Consider the following 18,111-nt stretch of genomic DNA (forward strand, 5'->3'; position numbering starts at 1 on the left):
TAGTGCTTGATGGTGATATATACTTGCCTTATTATTCAATTTGAACAGAAAACCAAGTTAACTACACAAGAATTTGCACAAAAAATGTAAATGATGTGGTTTTCTTACTTTTGTTTTAAGAACTTGACTGTTTTGGCAAGATTTTGTGTTTATGCTAGAGAGAGGGCATCACGGGAAGGATGCGCATCGGGCCCTGGAAGGACCCAGGAGCAGAAAGACAGAGTGGCCTTGCTAACAGATCGGCTGTAGGCGCGCCAGGTCTTGAGTGAGTAAGAAACACAATAAAGACGATGGTGAGCGCCAGGCAAAGCCGCTTGAACGCGTGCAGGCCTACAAGGCAATGATAGCCACGGTTTTGGGGAGAGGGAGGCTTGGTACTGTTGAGAACAGAGAGAATCGTGCTGTTGTTCGATAACGGCGATCTGATACAAAAGCTGATCGATGATTTGGCCCTGTGGGGAATACCTGTGCAAGTGCTGCAAGCACATAGCGCGGTGTCATTCGCACAAGACGAACAGGCCGAGGCGGGTGAGCTGATCATGATGCATTCCCCGAATGAGGATCTGCTCAGTGATGTGGGGCGCTTGCGGGCGCAGTCAGCGGCAATGGGCCTGGTGGTCTTGCGCTTTGATGGAACGCTCACGCCCGAACATGGCAGTCTCTTGCTGCTGGCTGGCGCAGATATCTGTTTTGACGAACGAACTCATAGCATGGAAGTGCTGGCCAGTATTCAGGCCCTGCGCAGGCGGGAGCTGGCGCTGCGAGCCAAGTATTCGGATGGAAAGGACAAGGCTTTCTCGGCTGCTCACTCGGAGATCCGAGTTAATGGAGACAGTCAGGAGCCCTTGTTTGGTTGGGATTTGCTGGAAGACGGTTGGCGTTTGATGACGCCGCAGCGACATGCCATCACCCTGACGGGGGCGGAGCGACGTGTATTGCGTGTTCTGCTGGCCGAGAGTCCTGAACCCGTTGCCCGCGAAAAGCTGTTTAGCGATAAGGAAGGGGATCAACCGCCCAGTCGCTACATTGATGTGGTGATTAGCCGTTTGAAACGCAAGGTGGCACAGCACGGCGAGCGTTTGCCCATTCGTTCTGTGTGGGGCGTGGGTTATGTGTTTTCAGCCCATTAGCCCTGGTTTGGCTTTTTGATTCGTGAACAAGCCCTGATTCTTTTTAATAGGGCTGGGATTAATAACAGGCTGGGCTATCGCCGGGGAAAAGAGCTGCCTGTGACTTTCGCATTCAAGCGATGCCACATTAGATGCAGCTCTTGTTCCTGATTTGAATATTGCGGACGGCTTTTATCGAAATGAAGCCAGTTCAATCAGATTATTCAAACTGGCTTCATCCATTTGTTGCCCTTGGCGTAAGTAGAACTCATAGACCAGGCGGATGATGCGTGCCTCGGCTTCTGGTTTCAGGTTCACGCTTTGACCTTGGAATAGTTGTTGAGTCTTGGCAATGATTTCTTCCAGGATATCTAGATCAACCAAGGCTGAAGAGGGTTCGGAAGGGGAAGGGTTGCCTTCTCCCGAGGCCAGCCAACTGACAGACAGATTGGTGGCCTGAGCCATTTTGACCAGGCTGGAGCGGGATGGGTCGGAGTTCCCTGAGCGCCAGCTGCGCAGTACAGAAGTGGACATTCCCATTTTGTCCGCCAAGTTCTTGGCTCCGCCTGCACGGGCGATGGCTAGATTTATCCGGTCCGAGAAGTCTTTAAATTCATTTTCCATATGCGTGTGGTCTGGTCTGCCCAAAGGTTGTGGTGGTGAGGGGCCCCAACGGTCTTAATTACAATCCCGCGTCTTTTTCTTCATGTTCTTGTCAATTATTTTCAATTGCGCCAAGTAATCGCTTGATAGCGACAAGATCTTGTCGTAATATTCTTCCTGAACAGAAAACTAACCGGAAATACGCTTTTTTACACAAAAACGCCAATTTCATGCGATAGATTATTCTTTTGTCACAAAAATCGATTCTCTCGATAAGAACGTGTTGTGCTGCGTCTGCTTCTTTGTGTGAGGCGTGTCGGAGGTAGCGCGCAATCCAGGTGAATGACAGTTTTGCATTGCTTGCTTTTTGGATTAAGCAGGTGGCTTTTTTGCGCCCTGCGTCCGGTGATTCTACCTCTTGAGAGTACGTTTGTGTTGAATGTGCGGCTTTTTGTCCCCGCTGTTGAGGATACAAAAAGTCACTTGCTTGGGTGCTTTATGACTAGAACAAAAACAGTGGGGATCGTGTTGGCTCTGGCTGTTCTTGCCACATCGAGCAAGGCACAAACCATGCTTGAGCGGCTTCAGGAAAATGCCGTTCTGGAGCAAGCCGATCATGACGGACCCTTAAGCATTCAGTACGTTGTGGATCGCGTCCTTGCGCGTCACCCTGGGCGAGAAAGTGCCATGGGTTACGAAGCAAGCGCACGGGAGATGATCGATGTTGCCAAGGCGCATTACTACCCGCAAGTCAGCGGAGGTGTTTCAAGTAGCTATGAAAAGTACCGTTCCGGTCGCTATGACGAAAAGGCTCTGCAAAGCCTGGACTTGAACGTGCAGCAACTGCTGTACGACTTCGGCAAAACCGCCAATTCCGTCAAAAAAGCCGAGTTCGGGGATCTGAAAGCCCAGGCCAGAACTGATCTGGTTGTGGAGCAACTGGTTCGCGAAGCGTCCAACTCGGTGCTGGAAGCGGTGCGTTATCAGGGTTTTCTGAATCTGGCCCAAGCACACGTTCAGGAAGTGGAGCAGCTAACCCGTTTGGTCGAGCAGCGCCACGAGAAAGGCGCCAGCAACTTGTCCGACGTTTTGCAAGCGCGTTCCCGCCTGGATTCCGTTCAGGCGCTGGTATTGAACGTTGATGCGGAGTATCGCAAATGGTTGCAGGAAATTGCACTACTTGCACAACTTCCTGACGTTAGCGCCGTGTCCTTGGCGCAGTTCCCACCTGAACTGAATCAAAGCTGCACGATCTCCCGCATCAATTGGGAGCGCATTCCTGAAGTGGTGATGGTTGATATGGCGGCCGAAGAAGCGGTGGCTGATGTTGATCTGGCCAGCTCAGAAGAATGGCCAACCCTCTCTTTGCAAGCTAATGCCTCCCGTGCTCTGAATGCGACCCCGCTTTATGGCAGCCGTGTCGAGACGGGCATACGCCTGAATTTCTCCATGCCCTTTTATCAAGGGGGCGGCCTGTCGGCGCGTAAACGCGCAGCCTCGGGCGCCTTGCGCGCTGCCAGCGCTGAAAAGTCTCAAGTCCGCTTGCAGGTGGAGCAGCGCCTGGCGGACCAGGTCAATCGTTATCAAGGGCTGGAGCGTCGCAAGACGCTGCTGGCCAATCGTGTCGTGAACATTAGCGGCACGAAAGATTTGTACAGAAAACAGTATTTGGATTTAGGAACGCGTTCACTGGTCGACTTATTGAATGCCGAACAGGAATACCACCAGGCCCGTGTCGAGGTGTTGAACAGTGAGTTGGATTTGAAAGCTTCGCAGATTGAGTGCGCTTACTCCCAGGGATTGTTGAGCGCTGGATTCAATGTGCCTGCCTTGAATTAACCGTTGTGAAGAGGGGCCTTGTGGCCATTTTTATTATTAAAAGGTTGGGCTATTCATGAAAATGATCCTAGCAGAACGATCGGGAGCGGGAAAGCCAGTACTGGAGACGCAATTAGCGGATCAAGTGCTGGCCACCCCTCATCTCGTCAAATTGAACGCGAGTCCTGGCGATATTGTCAGTATTACCCGCCAAGGAAATAACCTTGTCCTGGTGATGGCCAATGGTCAACAGGTCACCTTGAAAGGTTTCTTTAACGAAAACCCAGACGGCGAACATAGCGAGCTGGTTCTGGAAGATTCAGCCTGCCAACTGTGGTGGCTCAATAGCAGCGGAGAGCTGGTAGAAATCTCCGCCCAGGATGCCGTATTTGCGAATACGGCACCTGTCGTTTCCGAAACTGTGTGCGCTGCTGCCGCTGGCACCAGCACACCTCCACCGTGGGTCCTCGGCCTGCTGCTGGCTGGCTTGACGGGCGTTGCAATGGCATCTGGCCATTCCTCCGGCGGCTCGGGCGGTAAAGACGATGGCGATGGTGATGCAGACGCCGACGCCGATGCTGATGCTGATGCAGATGCTGACGCTGACGCTGACGCAGATGCCGATGCCGATGCTGACGCAGATGGCGATGCTGACGCAGATGCCGATGCTGACGCAGATGCCGATGCTGACGCAGATGCCGATGCTGATGCTGATGCCGACGCAGATGCCGATGCTGATGCTGATGCCGACGCAGATGCTGACGCCGATGCAGACGCTGATGCCGACGCAGACGCCGACGCTGATGCCGACGCCGATGCTGATGCAGATGCAGACGCTGATGCTGACGCAGACGCAGACGCAGACGCCGATGCTGACGCCGACGCCGATGCTGACGCCGACGCCGATGCTGACGCTGATGCCGACGCTGATGCTGACGCCGACGCCGACGCCGATGCTGATGCTGATGCCGACGCCGATGCTGACGCCGACGCAGATGCAGACGCTGATGCTGACGCCGACGCTGATGCAGATGCTGATGCTGATGCCGACGCCGATGCAGACGCAGATGCAGATGCTGACGCCGACGCCGATGCTGATGCTGATGCTGATGCTGACGCCGACGCAGATGCTGACGCTGATGCCGACGCAGACGCCGACGCTGATGCCGACGCCGATGCTGATGCCGATGCAGATGCAGATGCAGACGCTGATGCTGACGCAGACGCAGACGCCGATGCTGACGCCGATGCTGATGCTGATGCCGACGCCGATGCTGATGCCGATGCAGATGCAGACGCTGATGCTGACGCAGACGCCGATGCTGATGCTGATGCTGACGCCGACGCAGACGCTGATGCCGACGCCGATGCAGACGCAGATGCAGACGCTGACGCTGATGCAGACGCAGATGCAGATGCAGATGCTGATGCTGACGCCGACGCAGATGCAGATGCCGACGCTGATGCCGACGCAGACGCCGATGCAGATGCTGACGCAGACGCAGACGCTGATGCTGACGCAGACGCCGATGCTGACGCAGACGCAGATGCAGATGCAGATGCCGATGCTGACGCAGACGCCGACGCCGATGCTGACGCCGACGCCGATGCTGATGCCGACGCCGATGCAGACGCCGACGCCGACGCAGATGCAGACGCTGATGCAGATGCTGACGCTGATGCAGATGCTGACGCTGACGCTGACGCTGATGCAGATGCTGATGCCGATGCTGATGCCGACGCCGATGCAGACGCCGATGCTGATGCTGACGCCGACGCCGACGCCGATGCAGATGCCGACGCAGACGCCGATGCCGATGCTGACGCAGACGCCGATGCAGATGCTGACGCCGACGCTGATGCAGATGCTGATGCCGACGCAGATGCTGACGCCGACGCCGATGCAGACGCTGATGCCGACGCCGACGCCGACGCAGACGCCGATGCTGATGCCGACGCCGACGCCGATGCTGATGCCGACGCAGATGCCGACGCTGACGCCGATGCTGACGCAGACGCAGACGCAGACGCCGACGCTGATGCCGACGCTGACGCCGATGCAGATGCAGACGCTGATGCTGACGCCGACGCAGACGCTGATGCAGACGCAGACGCAGATGCTGACGCTGACGCTGACGCTGATGCTGATGCTGATGCTGATGCTGATGCTGATGCTGATGCTGATGCTGATGCTGATGCTGATGCTGACGCCGATGCCGACGCTGACGCCGATGCAGACGCTGATGCTGATGCCGACGCCGACGCCGACGCTGATGCAGACGCCGACGCAGACGCCGATGCTGATGCTGATGCTGATGCCGACGCCGATGCTGACGCTGACGCTGACGCAGACGCAGACGCAGACGCCGATGCTGATGCCGACGCCGATGCAGACGCAGATGCAGATGCTGACGCCGACGCCGACGCCGACGCCGACGCCGATGCTGATGCAGATGCCGATGCCGATGCTGACGCAGACGCCGATGCAGATGCTGACGCCGACGCTGATGCAGATGCTGATGCCGACGCAGATGCTGACGCCGACGCCGATGCAGACGCTGATGCCGACGCCGACGCAGACGCCGATGCTGATGCAGACGCAGATGCCGACGCTGACGCCGATGCTGACGCAGACGCAGACGCCGACGCTGATGCCGACGCTGACGCCGATGCAGATGCAGACGCTGATGCTGACGCCGACGCAGACGCTGATGCAGACGCAGACGCTGATGCAGACGCAGACGCAGATGCTGACGCTGACGCTGATGCTGATGCTGATGCTGATGCTGACGCCGATGCCGACGCTGACGCCGATGCAGACGCTGATGCTGATGCCGACGCTGATGCAGACGCCGACGCAGACGCCGACGCAGACGCCGACGCAGACGCCGATGCTGACGCCGATGCTGATGCCGACGCCGATGCTGACGCTGACGCTGACGCTGACGCTGACGCTGACGCAGACGCAGACGCCGATGCTGATGCAGACGCCGACGCCGACGCCGATGCTGACGCAGATGCAGACGCTGACGCTGATGCAGACGCCGATGCCGACGCAGATGCTGACGCCGACGCCGACGCCGACGCCGACGCTGATGCTGACGCCGACGCAGACGCTGATGCCGACGCCGATGCCGACGCAGATGCTGACGCCGATGCCGATGCAGACGCTGATGCAGACGCTGATGCCGATGCAGACGCTGATGCCGACGCTGATGCCGACGCAGACGCCGATGCAGATGCAGACGCCGATGCCGACGCAGATGCTGACGCCGACGCTGATGCTGATGCCGATGCAGACGCAGATGCAGATGCTGACGCCGACGCAGACGCAGATGCAGATGCTGACGCCGACGCAGATGCAGATGCAGACGCTGATGCTGACGCCGATGCAGACGCTGATGCCGACGCTGATGCCGACGCTGATGCCGACGCAGACGCCGATGCAGATGCTGACGCAGACGCAGACGCTGATGCAGACGCAGATGCTGATGCAGATGCTGATGCCGACGCCGACGCCGATGCTGACGCAGACGCTGATGCTGATGCAGACGCTGATGCCGACGCCGATGCTGATGCAGACGCCGACGCCGATGCTGACGCAGATGCAGACGCTGATGCTGATGCTGACGCTGATGCCGATGCCGACGCTGATGCCGACGCAGACGCCGATGCAGATGCTGACGCAGACGCTGATGCAGACGCAGACGCAGATGCTGACGCTGATGCTGATGCTGATGCCGACGCTGACGCCGATGCAGACGCTGATGCAGATGCCGATGCAGACGCTGACGCTGATGCCGACGCTGACGCAGATGCTGATGCTGATGCTGATGCCGATGCCGATGCCGATGCAGACGCTGATGCTGATGCAGACGCTGATGCCGACGCCGACGCCGACGCCGACGCTGACGCCGATTCCGACGTCTCCGACGACTACTTCACGGCCAAGCTGGATATCGAACCCACCGAACTGGAGACTAAAGTTCAGTCCGACAGCCGTCTGTCGATTATCGACATCGGTGGTTTGTGGGATGCCTTCTTTGACGGCGCACCACGCTTCAGCTTCAAGGTAGGCGAGGGCGAAACAGCGACTAGCGAGATCAGCGTGTCTTCGGGCTCTGCGATCAGCTTGCTTGATAACGTCAAGGTTCAGTTGCGCGTCAAGGATGAAAATGGCAACTGGAAGGTGCTTGAGGAATCGGGCTCCGGCGGCTTGATCGACATCATTGGCATCTTCGGTGGCAAGGCCAAGTTCACCATTAATGACTTGCCTCCAGGCGAGTACCAGGTGATCGCGGCTGTGCGTGGCCTGAGCGTGTTGAGCACCACCAAGGTGGAAGGTTCGACCACGTTCTATGACCACACCGAGGCAGGCTCCTACACGGCAACACCGGTAAGCGGCAATGTGCTCGATAACGACGCGGCTGGCGAAGGCGCCAAAGTGACCCATATCAATGGGGAACAAGTGGGTGCCAACGGTACAACGACGTTTGAAGGTGAATACGGCACGCTGACCATTGGTGCAGATGGCGAGTTTACTTACACGCCAAACAACACCGATGGTTCCGGTATTGGCCAGGTAGAAACCTTCGAGTACACGATCAAGGCCGCTGACGGTTCCAGCAGCACTGCCACGATCCATGTTCGTATCGACAGTGACGGCCAAGGCCTGATCTGGCCCGAAGATCCGTCTCAGCCAGCTGAAGTTGACCTGGTTGCCAACAGCAACACGGGTGAAGCTGTTATCGACAGTGACTACCGTGTGACCCAAGGTGGACCTAGCGAGAAAGCTCCTAGCCAGACTATTGGCGGAATCTTTGCTGGAGCGGTCACCAAGACCACATCGGTCAGCTTTACGGTTGATCCAAACAGCAAGGCTAACGTCAAGATCACGGCCTCTTCACCTGACGAGCTTCTCGTTACCGATAGTTTGACGGTGACGGTGACCGGTCCTGGTGGATATTCCAAGACTTACACCGGTTCGGGCGGTCTGCTCAGCAACCTGAGTGTTCAGGAAATGCTGCAAGGGCTTGAGGCTGGAAACTACACCGTTACGGCAACGTATCAGCGTAGTGGTACAGGCACGGGCGGCAAGCTGGAGTTGGGTTACGAGACTCAGTCGGTCACGCACCTGGATGAATATGTCATCAAGAACATTCACGGCGCAAGCGGCAATGTCCTGGCTGACGATCATCTGGCCTCGACCTACACCAAGTTCCTGATCAAGGATGCCCACGGCAACTTTGTGGAAGTCAGCAATGGAACGACGGTGGAAGGTCAGCATGGCACGTTGACGATCAACACCAACGGCAGCTACTCCTACCAGCCTAAACCTGGTCTGGAAGAGACTGGCAATGAGGACGTCTTTGAGTACCGTCTGGAGCATCCAAACGGCACGACGGCAGACGCCACCCTGACGGTAGGCGTTGAGCACGGTGAAGGTCCTTATGTTCCTGAAGCGTTCGCCTTCAGCGCTGACTTTGACGAGATGGGTGCAGATGAATCCGTCTTGTCCCTGGACAGCGTTGAGGACCATACGCCAGAGACAACAGAAGAGACTCCGGTTCTTGAAGAGAGCATTGAGCTTCAGGGTACCGAGGAAACGGACGTTGATCTGGGCGCATTGGAGGATGAACAGGAGCAGTCTGGCCAAGCCGCTGGCGAGCCAACCTCGTTTGAAGGCATCAGCGAAGAAGAACTGCTGGTACCGGAAGTCGAAGTTGACCCCGTCATTGACGAGCTGGATGAGCACAGCCTTGTAGGCTAATTCATCACCGGGAGCACTGGGCTGCAAAGCCCAGTGCTTTTCTGTCTGCGCTGCCTATGCAGCGATTGTCTATTTGCAGACCTTTTGTCACTGCCCTGTACGCAGGTCACTGACAAGACGTTTGATAGTTGTATTTCACAAGGATGAATGCATGCCATTGCAGGAAGCCGTATCTGCTGCCTCAGCCTCCGAGGCCAGGCCCCAGGATTTGTACAAACCCTGGATTGACGCTGTTCTGTCCATTGCCAGGCATTACCGCCTGGATGTCTCGCCCCAGAATCTGGAGCTGACAGCCAACTGGTTGAAGACGCGGGACATTGCCTATGTGCTGCGCCGCCTTGCGAAAGAAGCGGGCCTGTACGTCAAGCCCGTCACCTTAAGTGAAAGCGATCTGAATATCTGGCGTCTGCCCTTGCTGGTGCAACTGAAAAACGGCCAGGTCGGGGTGGTGGAACAGATCAATGAAGGTGGTTTGCTGGGTATCCGTTATAGCGGTGATGAAGGTTTGCTTAGTGAAGTGGCGGTTGCTGATCTGCTGAGCAATGTCCGGGCGGCGTTTGTGATGCGGCCCATTCACGCTGTGGCTGATGCCCGCGTGGATGATTACGTCAAACCTTTTGAAAAGCACTGGCTCAAGCAAATTGTCTTTAGTGACTGGCGTCCGTACTCCCATTTGTTTGTGGCGTCCTTCTTGATCAATGTGTTGGGGCTGTCCGGGATTCTGTTTACCCGACAGGTCTATGACCGGGTGATTCCGGCCGAGTCCTATCCCACCTTGTATGTGCTGTTCAGCGGGGTGATGGTGGCCCTGGTGTTTTCTTTTACCTTCAGAATTGCCCGCAGCAAGGTCATCAATATGCTGGGTAAGCGGGCAGACTTGCGTATTTCCGACCGGGTATATGGTCGTGTGCTGCGTATCCGTAATAGCGATCGGCCACAGTCAACCGGCAGCTTGATTGCCCAGGTGCGCGAACTGGACAGCATCCGTGAAATGCTGACTTCGGCAACGGTAACCTCCCTGGTCGATATCCCGTTCTTTTTGCTGTTTTGCCTGGTGTTCTGGTACTTGGCGGGCAGTCTGGTTTGGGTGCCTTTGGTGGCCGTGGTGCTGATGATTGTGCCTAATTTGCTGGCGCAACCACGCTTGCGCCAATACGCCAGCCAGTCTGCGCGCGAGGCCAGTTTGCGCAATGCAATTCTGGTGGAAGCCGTGCAAGGCTATGAGGACATCAAGACCACGCAGTCCGAGCTGCGTTTCCAGAATCAGTGGAATAACTTCAACGCGGCCAGCGCGGACGTGGCCTTGAAGCTGCGTTCCTTAAATAGCTGGCTGGGCAGTTGGACCAGTGCGGTACAGGGTTCGGTCTTTGCTGTCATTGTGATGTTCGGTGCTTTCAAGGTAATTGATGGTGAGCTGAGTACAGGCTCGGTGATTGCCGCTTCTATTTTGGGGACGCGCATGTTGGGGCCGATGGCCAAGCTGACTGGCGTTCTGTCCCGTTGGCAGCAAACCAAAGTTGCCATTGGTGCGATCGACAAGCTGATGAGCTTGCCTACCGACGATGACACCGCGGAAGAAGGGCGCATTCATGTTGCCAATGTTCGCGGCAACTATGTGTTCAAGGATTGCCAGGTCAGCTACCGCGCCGACAATCCCACTCCGGCCTTGTCCATTAAAGATCTGCAGATTCGTGCGGGTGAAAAAATTGGCATTTTGGGGCGCAACGGCGCGGGGAAATCGACCTTGCTGCAAGTGCTGTCGGGCTTGCTGATTCCGTCTGAAGGCATTGCCACGATAGAGGGCGTCAGTCTGGCGCATATCGATACGGCAGATTTGCGGCGCGATACGGGCCTGCTCAGTCAGAGTGCGTCTTTGTTCTACGGAACCATACGCGACAACATTACCCTGGGTGCACCGCTGGCCAGCGATCAGGACATTCTGAAAGCCTTGACCATGACAGGCGCGATCGAGTTCATTCCACGTCTGCCCACCGGCCTGGATCATGTGTTGACCGAGGGTGGGAAAGGTTTGTCGGGCGGGCAGCGGCAGGCTTTGCTTTTGTCCCGCCTGATTCTGGCCAATCCGGATGTGGTGTTGCTGGACGAGCCCACTTCGGCCATGGATGACGCCAGCGAGCGGCACTTCATTCGCCATCTTCAGCACTGGGCACAAGACAAGACCCTGGTTATGGCCACGCACAAGCTGCGCATGCTGGAATTGGTGGACCGGATTCTGGTGGTCAGCAACGGCAAGATCGTGATGGATGACAAGAAACAAGTCGTGCTGGACAAGCTGGCTCAAGGCACAAAGAAGAAGCAGGAGCCCGCCAATGACAACTAAGAACTCAAACAATTCCAAGAACGCGGATAAGTCGGATCAAAGTCTGGACGCGGTTTTGCTTTTTGATCCCAATCGGGACCAGCACCAATATCAGGATGATGTGAGTGAAGCGCAGATTGTGCGCTCCAACCGCATTATCTGGTTCTTTGGTTTGTTCCTGGTGGTGTTGATTGCCTGGGCATACTTTGCGGAGTTGACGGAGGTTTCCTCTGGAACCGGCAAGATCATTCCCAATTCGCGTGAGCAGGTTATCCAGTCCCTGGAGGGTGGGATTATTTCCCATCTCTATGTGCGCGAGGGCGATATTGTGGAGCCGCAGCAGATTCTGGCGCAGCTGGATCTGACTAAAACAGAAGCGAACGTTGGTGAAAGTGCGGCCAAACACAGGGCGGCAGTGGCCAGCGTGGCACGACTGGAAGCCGAAGTGAACGGCACCAAGTTGAGCTTCCCGGAGTCCTTGAACGAGTTCCCCTTGTTGATCCAGGCCGAAACGCGCTTGTACAACACGCGGCAGGCTGGCTTGAACGAATCCATATCAGGTTTGAGGCAGTCCTTGGGCATTGTCAGCGAAGAGCTGAGCTTGACCCAGTCGCTTGCCAAAGCCGGGGCAGCCAGCCATGTGGACGTGCTCAAGCTGCAACGCCAGGTGTCGGAGATTCGCTTGAAGATTACCGAGCGGCAGGCCGAGTACATGGTGAAAGCACGCGAAGAACTGGCCCGCGCCAAGGCCGAGGCAGACTCGTTGGAGGAAGTCATCCGTGGACGCTCGGACTCTCTGTCCCGCCTGACTTTGCGATCACCCGTGCGCGGTGTAGTCAAAGACATCGAAGTGACCACGCAAGGCGGTGTGATTCCGCCCAATGGTCGCTTGATGGTGATTGTGCCCATGGAAGATCAGTTGCTGGTGGAGGCCCGTATCTCGCCACGCGACATTGCCTTTATCCGTCCTGGTCTGGAAGCCAAGGTCAAAGTCACGGCTTATGACTACTCCATTTATGGTGCCTTGAATGGCGAAGTGGTGACCGTTTCGCCCGACACGATTCAGGACGAAATCAAACCCGAAGTTTTTTATTACCGCGCCTTTATCCGTACCACTGACGATGCCCTGGTGAACGAGAAAAGCGGCATTCGTTACCCCATTGTGCCGGGGATGATTGCTACGGTAGACATCAAGACAGGCGAAAAAACGGTATTTGAATACCTGATCAAGCCTATTAATCGTGCGCAGGAAGCGTTGCGGGAGCGTTGAGATGAGCCTGACTACTTTATTGAATCAATGTAAGCCGCTGCTGGCGCAGAAACTGGCTTCCGAGCCAGTGAGCGACTTGCCCGAAGGCGTGCCTGCTTGCGTATTGTTTTTCAGTGTTTGCAATGGCCAGGAGCGTGCCCATGTGCAGATTGCCCAAGGGCCAGGTTTTGAGCAAGCGTGGGAGCAGGGCAGTCAGGCCTTGAATGCCTGGATGACCGAGCAGGACAAGCCTGCATTATGGCTGCGTGTGGATCTGGTGAATCGGGTGGAGGCGTATAGCTGGGCCGATCAACAAGAACGGATGAGCCTGTCCAAGCGCAATTATTTTCGTTTTGGTCTGTCCTTCAAGGCGGATTTTTCAGTCGCGTTTTTGGAGCAGGAACTGGCCGCCAATGCGATTCTGTATGACGGCAAGCTGGGCGAAGCTACCCCCAATGCCGTGAATCTGGCGCATTACTCCCGCCTGCGTTTTGGTCAGGCGCTGGATTGGCCGCAAAACCCCGAGGAAACAGTCTGGCGCTTCAAGACGATGGCCGTGTTCAGCGATGGCCAGGACTTGCATGAGATAGAAGATCAGGGCCGTCACAGTGGCTACCGCAAGGTGCTGGACTGGGGGCCGGGGCGCGTGCGTCATACCATTGATGCCAGCACCCAGTATCTGGCCGAGCAAGTCAAACAAACGGGTCAGTATCACTACGGCTGGTTCCCATGTTTTGACCGTGCCATTCCCACCTACAACGCCTTGCGCCATGCCAGCTCCACCTATGCCTTGCTGGAAGGTTGGGAGGTCACGGGTTTGGATAATCAGAAGCAGGCGATTGAACGCGCCTTGCAGTATCTGACCCAAAGCCTGATCAAGGTGATGAGCCTGCCCGATGGCTCTACCGCGGCTTTTCTGGTGGATACGGGCGATGAGATCAAGCTGGGCGGAAATGCCGTCTGCCTGCTGGCCCTGGTGAAATACACGGAGCTGACGGGGGATCAACAGTACCTGCCTTTGCTGGAACAATTGGCGCTGGGCATTGTGTTCATGCAAGACCCTGAAGCCGGGTCCTTCGTGCATGTGTTGAACTATCCCGATCTGTCCTTGAAGGACGAGCACCGGATTATTTATTACGACGGTGAAGCCGCCTTTGGCCTGATGCGCCTGTATGGCTTGACCCGCGATGCCCGCTGGTTGTCCACGGTTGAAAAAGCTTTTGATTTCTTCATCAAGGCCGAGCACTGGAACGCGCACGACCATTGGTTGAGCTATTGCGTCAATGAATTGACCTTGTACAAACCGGAGCCACGCTACTACCAGTTTGGCCTGGACAATGTGCACGGTTATCTGGATTTTGTACAAAATCGTATCACCACATTTCCTACCTTGCTGGAATTGATGATGGCGGCCCAGCGCATGATTGTGCGCATGCAGTCTGACGCCAATCCGCAGATCCAGGCCATGCTGGACGGCTTCCCGCTGGAGACCTTTTATCAGGCACTGGAAATACGCGCCCGCAGCTTGCTGGATGGTTTCTTTTGGCCTGAGCTGGCCATGTACTTCAAGAATCCGGCCCGTATCGTGAATGGCTTCTTTATCCGTCACCACAGCTTCCGTGTGCGGATTGACGATATTGAGCACTATTTGTCGGGTTATGTGGCGTATTTGAAGTATTTGCAGATCTCAGCACCGGACACTCCGAGTGGTCAGGAGCCTTCTTCTTCGGAACCCGCTTCCGCGACGCAAACAAGCTCTCCGGCATTGTCGAAACCCTTGCTGAAGCCAGTTTCAGATCAAGCTGTCATCGGCTTGCTGAGCTATCCCAAAAGCCCCCGTCGTTTTATGGAGGTCAAGGCGTTGGCCCAGGCAGCCTGGGCCAAAGGGCTGGCAGTTTTCTACCTGTCTTATCAGGGTTTTGAAGAGCAGGGCGGGCATGTGAAAGGCTATTTGTTTGATGGCCAGCGATGGGAGCAGGGCTATGCGGCCTTGCCACTCGTGATCGACAACGCCCCGGCTAACACGGGAGCACAGCGCCAGATTCTGGAGTCCTTGAAAGACCGTACTCGCTTGCTGTGCCGTCGTTTGGGTGGCAAGGCTGTGACTTTGGACATTTTGCAAAAAGATCGCCAAACAGCCGGGCTGATGATCGAGGCCGCTAATTTGAGCGTGGAGGATCTGCGCCGCATGCTTGATGCTTATGGCAGCGTGGTCCTGAAACCGTATCGCTCCAATCGGGGCAAGCAGGTGTACCGCTTGAGCAAGCTGGACGCGGGCGTGTATCAGTTGGGAAGTGATACGGACAGCCAGGTCTTGTCTTCGGAGGAGCTGGAAGGTTTTTGCCGTGGCAAGTCGGCGCAGGCCTGGATGATTCAACGCTATATCTCCAGTCGCTCCAAGGAGCAAAAGCCTTTTGATGTTCGTGTGCCTGTATTCCGAGTAGCATCCGGACAGTGGGCCGTTGCCCGAAAATATGCTCGTGTGGGTGTAGGCGCTTTGACCTCCAATTTGGCGACGGGGGGTTCGTCCTATGAAGCCGTGGATTTTCTGACGGATATTTATGGTTCAAAGACAGCGAAAAGCCTGGAGAAGAAACTGGCCAAAGCTGCTTTGGATATTGCTCAGGTGCTGCAGAAACACTATGGCTTTGAGATTGATGCCCTGGGCTGTGACTTTGGTATTCAGGACGGCAAGTTGTTTCTGTTCGAGGTGAACTCTTACCCTGGTCTGAAGGGGTGCCTGGATAGCGCTGTGGCCTTGAAAGCTGATTTTTATGCTCATGCCTTGAGTCAGGCCCAGGCAGTCGCCCCAAAAAAGCCCATCCTGATTCAGGCGGCCAGCCCGGAGAATCAGGCTTTGCTACGACGGGTAATGTCGGGCGGCGAAAATGATTATTCTTCATCCCGCTATTTGCGCAAAGGCATTGCCAATCCCGTCTATCACATGATTCGGGATCAGGCCAAAGCTCGTGATTGCAGCGCCAAGGTACGCAAAAATATTTGCCTGGAGATATACGAATCGGCTCGCCTGGTCTCGGTGTTCTCGCCCAACTCCCCGGATCTATCCTTGGCGACACGGCGCATTGCCAACAATAAAGAGCTGAGCAAATTTTTTTTGCAAAAAGCCGGTATTGCGGTTCCTCAAGGACGGGTGTTTCAGTCTTTTGAGGCGGCGCGACGCTACTTCCGGTCGCGCAGCTTGCCGCAGGTAGTCAAGCCCCGCACGGGAACGGGCGGCAAAGGAGTAACGGCCCATATTCAGGACGAACGCCTGTTTCAGCAAGCCTGGGCGAAAGCCGGTGGTGGCGTCAGCAATATCATTGTGGAGGATTTCATCGAAGGGGATGAGGTCCGTGTCTTTGTGTTGAACGGCAAGGTCACCGCAGCGGTATGTCGTGTGCCGGCTTATGTGGTGGGAGATGGCCGCAGCACGATTGCGCAACTGGTGGACAAGAAGAACGAGGATCGCAAGCGCAATCCTTTGCTGAAGGTGTATCCGATCAAGAGTTTTGATTATCTGACGCAAGTGCTGGGCAAGGATTTGCACTATGTGCCACCTGTTCACGAGTATGTGCGCCTGGCTATGGTATCCAATGTGGCCCTGGGCGGAGAAAGTGTTGGTGTGCTGGAGTTCCTGCACCCCTCTATTTGCCAGATGGCCGAGCAAGTCTGGCATGCCATTCCGCACGCCACGCAATTGGGTCTGGATATTATTGCCAGAGACTTTCAGGCACTGGCTAAAGACAATGCCTATGTCATTGAAATCAATGCCGATCCGGCGGTAGCGACTCCAGCATTTTCGGCTTATGGCCAGAGCTTTCAGGACTTGCCGGAGCAATTGATACGCTATGCCCTGGAAAATCGGCATCATGCGTCGCGTTTCCGTGGCAAGCCTGTACTGGCACCTGCGGCACCCTATAGCCCCTCCTGCCAAGGGGATTCTTTTGTTCTGAATAGCGCCGCCATTCAAACCCGCTTGCTGCGTCAGGCGGCATATCGCCGCAATCTGGACGTGGATATGGTGGATAGCTCGCTGACCCTGATTCGGGATTCGGCCCAGCAGATCGCTTTTGTAAATGGCATGTGCGGTTTGACTCGCGCCGCGACGACGCAGGCCACCACCAATAAGCAATGGACCAAAAAGCTGTTAAGTCAGGCGGGTTTGAATACGCCCCGTGGGCGTAGCTTTGCCATTGATGCCATGGATCAGGCCTGGGAGTTTGCCAGCAGCCTGGAAACGCCGATTGTCTTGAAGCCCCTGGCCGGTTCCGGTGGGGCGGGTATCAGTACGGATATACAGAGCCGGGCCCATTTTGAGGCGGCCTGGGCGGTGATTAAAGATATGCGCGGCAAAACGGTGATCTGCGAAGAACAGATCAAGGGCAAGGACTATCGCCTGATTGTGATTGGCCAGCGCTTGTGCGCGGTCACCGAGCGTGTGCCAGCCTTTGTGATTGGCGACGGGAAGCACAGTATTGAGGAGCTGGTGGCGCTTAAAAACCAGCAACGTCAGCAGAACCCGTATCTGCGCTCCAAGCTGATTGCCCTGACACCGACGGTTATTACGTACCTGGAGAAGAGTGGTTTGCGCCGCACATCGATTCCATCGAAAGATCAGCGTGTCCAGCTCCATGAAGTTGCCAATATTGGTTCTGGCGGTGAGGGACATGATCTGACTGCCCAGGTTCACCCGGAGTGGGCCGAGGTTGCGGTGCGTGCTCGTATGGCCTTGTATGACGCTGTTCATGTAGGGGTGGACTTGCTGGCCGAGGACATGCGCAAGCCACCGCGCAAGCAGCAGTGGGCGATTATCGAGATCAATAGCAATCCGGAGTTTGGTCAGCATTTCATTCAGCATGGGCAGGCACGAGATGTGGCAGGCCTGTTGATCGAACAATTGTTCCCGGTGCAAAAGCGGGTGCCGATCAGTACTCAACGGATAGTGCTCAGCGGCAAGGTGCAAGGGGTTGGCTTCCGTAAATGGCTGTGGAGTCTGGCGCACTTGCATGGGGTGCAAGGGACTGTCTGCAATCGGGCGGATGGCACGGTAGAGGCTGTCTTGTCTGGACCTGCTCGTTCCGTGGCTCAGTTGGTCGACAAGTGCCAGATTGGCCCCAAAGCAGCGCGTGTCCAGTCTTGCGAGGTGTTTCAGGAAGAAGCCGTTGATGGTCTTGCCTGCTTTGAAATTCTGAATGAAAGCCTGGCGGAAGCCGTTTGAAGTGATGGGGACACGGACTCAAGG

8 protein-coding genes and 1 pseudogene are annotated in these 18,111 nt (G+C 56.1%); 8 read left to right on the forward strand and 1 reads right to left on the reverse strand.

The window, feature by feature from the left end:
• Positions 1-398 precede the first annotated feature (398 nt).
• A complete protein-coding gene (locus tag DUD43_RS09500; RefSeq protein ID WP_026482662.1) occupies positions 399-1,130 on the forward strand; it encodes a winged helix-turn-helix domain-containing protein in 732 nt (243 codons plus the stop codon).
• A 171-nt stretch (positions 1,131-1,301) separates the two neighbouring features.
• On the opposite strand, the gene DUD43_RS09505 is transcribed toward DUD43_RS09500, so the two are convergent.
• Positions 1,302-1,733, reverse strand: a complete 432-nt coding sequence (locus tag DUD43_RS09505) for a helix-turn-helix domain-containing protein (protein ID WP_051316195.1) — start codon at positions 1,731-1,733, stop codon at positions 1,302-1,304.
• A gap of 549 nt (positions 1,734-2,282) precedes the next feature.
• Here DUD43_RS09505 and DUD43_RS09510 point away from each other — a divergent pair.
• From DUD43_RS09510 to DUD43_RS09535, 7 genes and pseudogenes are all read left to right on the forward strand, one after another.
• Positions 2,283-3,551, forward strand: a complete 1,269-nt coding sequence (locus DUD43_RS09510; protein WP_194273477.1) for a TolC family protein — start codon at positions 2,283-2,285, stop codon at positions 3,549-3,551.
• A 61-nt stretch (positions 3,552-3,612) separates the two neighbouring features.
• Positions 3,613-3,831 (forward strand): annotated as a pseudogene (locus DUD43_RS19425) (BapA prefix-like domain-containing protein); the annotation flags it as partial.
• A gap of 196 nt (positions 3,832-4,027) precedes the next feature.
• Positions 4,028-7,606, forward strand: a complete 3,579-nt coding sequence (locus DUD43_RS19230; protein WP_228125951.1) for a hypothetical protein — start codon at positions 4,028-4,030, stop codon at positions 7,604-7,606.
• On the forward strand, positions 7,558-9,300 hold the full coding sequence (locus DUD43_RS19235; RefSeq protein WP_228125952.1) for a BapA/Bap/LapF family large adhesin: 1,743 nt from the start codon (positions 7,558-7,560) through the stop codon (positions 9,298-9,300). Before DUD43_RS19230 ends, DUD43_RS19235 begins: the two co-directional genes overlap by 49 nt.
• Before the next feature lie 151 nt (positions 9,301-9,451).
• Entirely contained in the window at positions 9,452-11,641 is a 2,190-nt protein-coding gene (locus DUD43_RS09525) for a type I secretion system permease/ATPase (RefSeq protein WP_153230093.1), read from the forward strand.
• Complete coding sequence (locus tag DUD43_RS09530; RefSeq protein WP_153230094.1) at positions 11,631-12,890, forward strand: HlyD family type I secretion periplasmic adaptor subunit; 1,260 nt, start codon at positions 11,631-11,633, stop codon at positions 12,888-12,890. Before DUD43_RS09525 ends, DUD43_RS09530 begins: the two co-directional genes overlap by 11 nt.
• A 1-nt stretch (position 12,891) precedes the next feature.
• Positions 12,892-18,087: a YheC/YheD family protein gene (locus tag DUD43_RS09535; protein WP_153230095.1), complete on the forward strand. Its 5,196-nt coding sequence runs from the start codon at positions 12,892-12,894 to the stop codon at positions 18,085-18,087.
• Positions 18,088-18,111 lie beyond the last annotated feature (24 nt).

Origin of the sequence: Alcaligenes faecalis (assembly GCF_009497775.1) — a bacterium.
Taxonomy (GTDB): domain Bacteria; phylum Pseudomonadota; class Gammaproteobacteria; order Burkholderiales; family Burkholderiaceae_B; genus Alcaligenes; species Alcaligenes faecalis_D.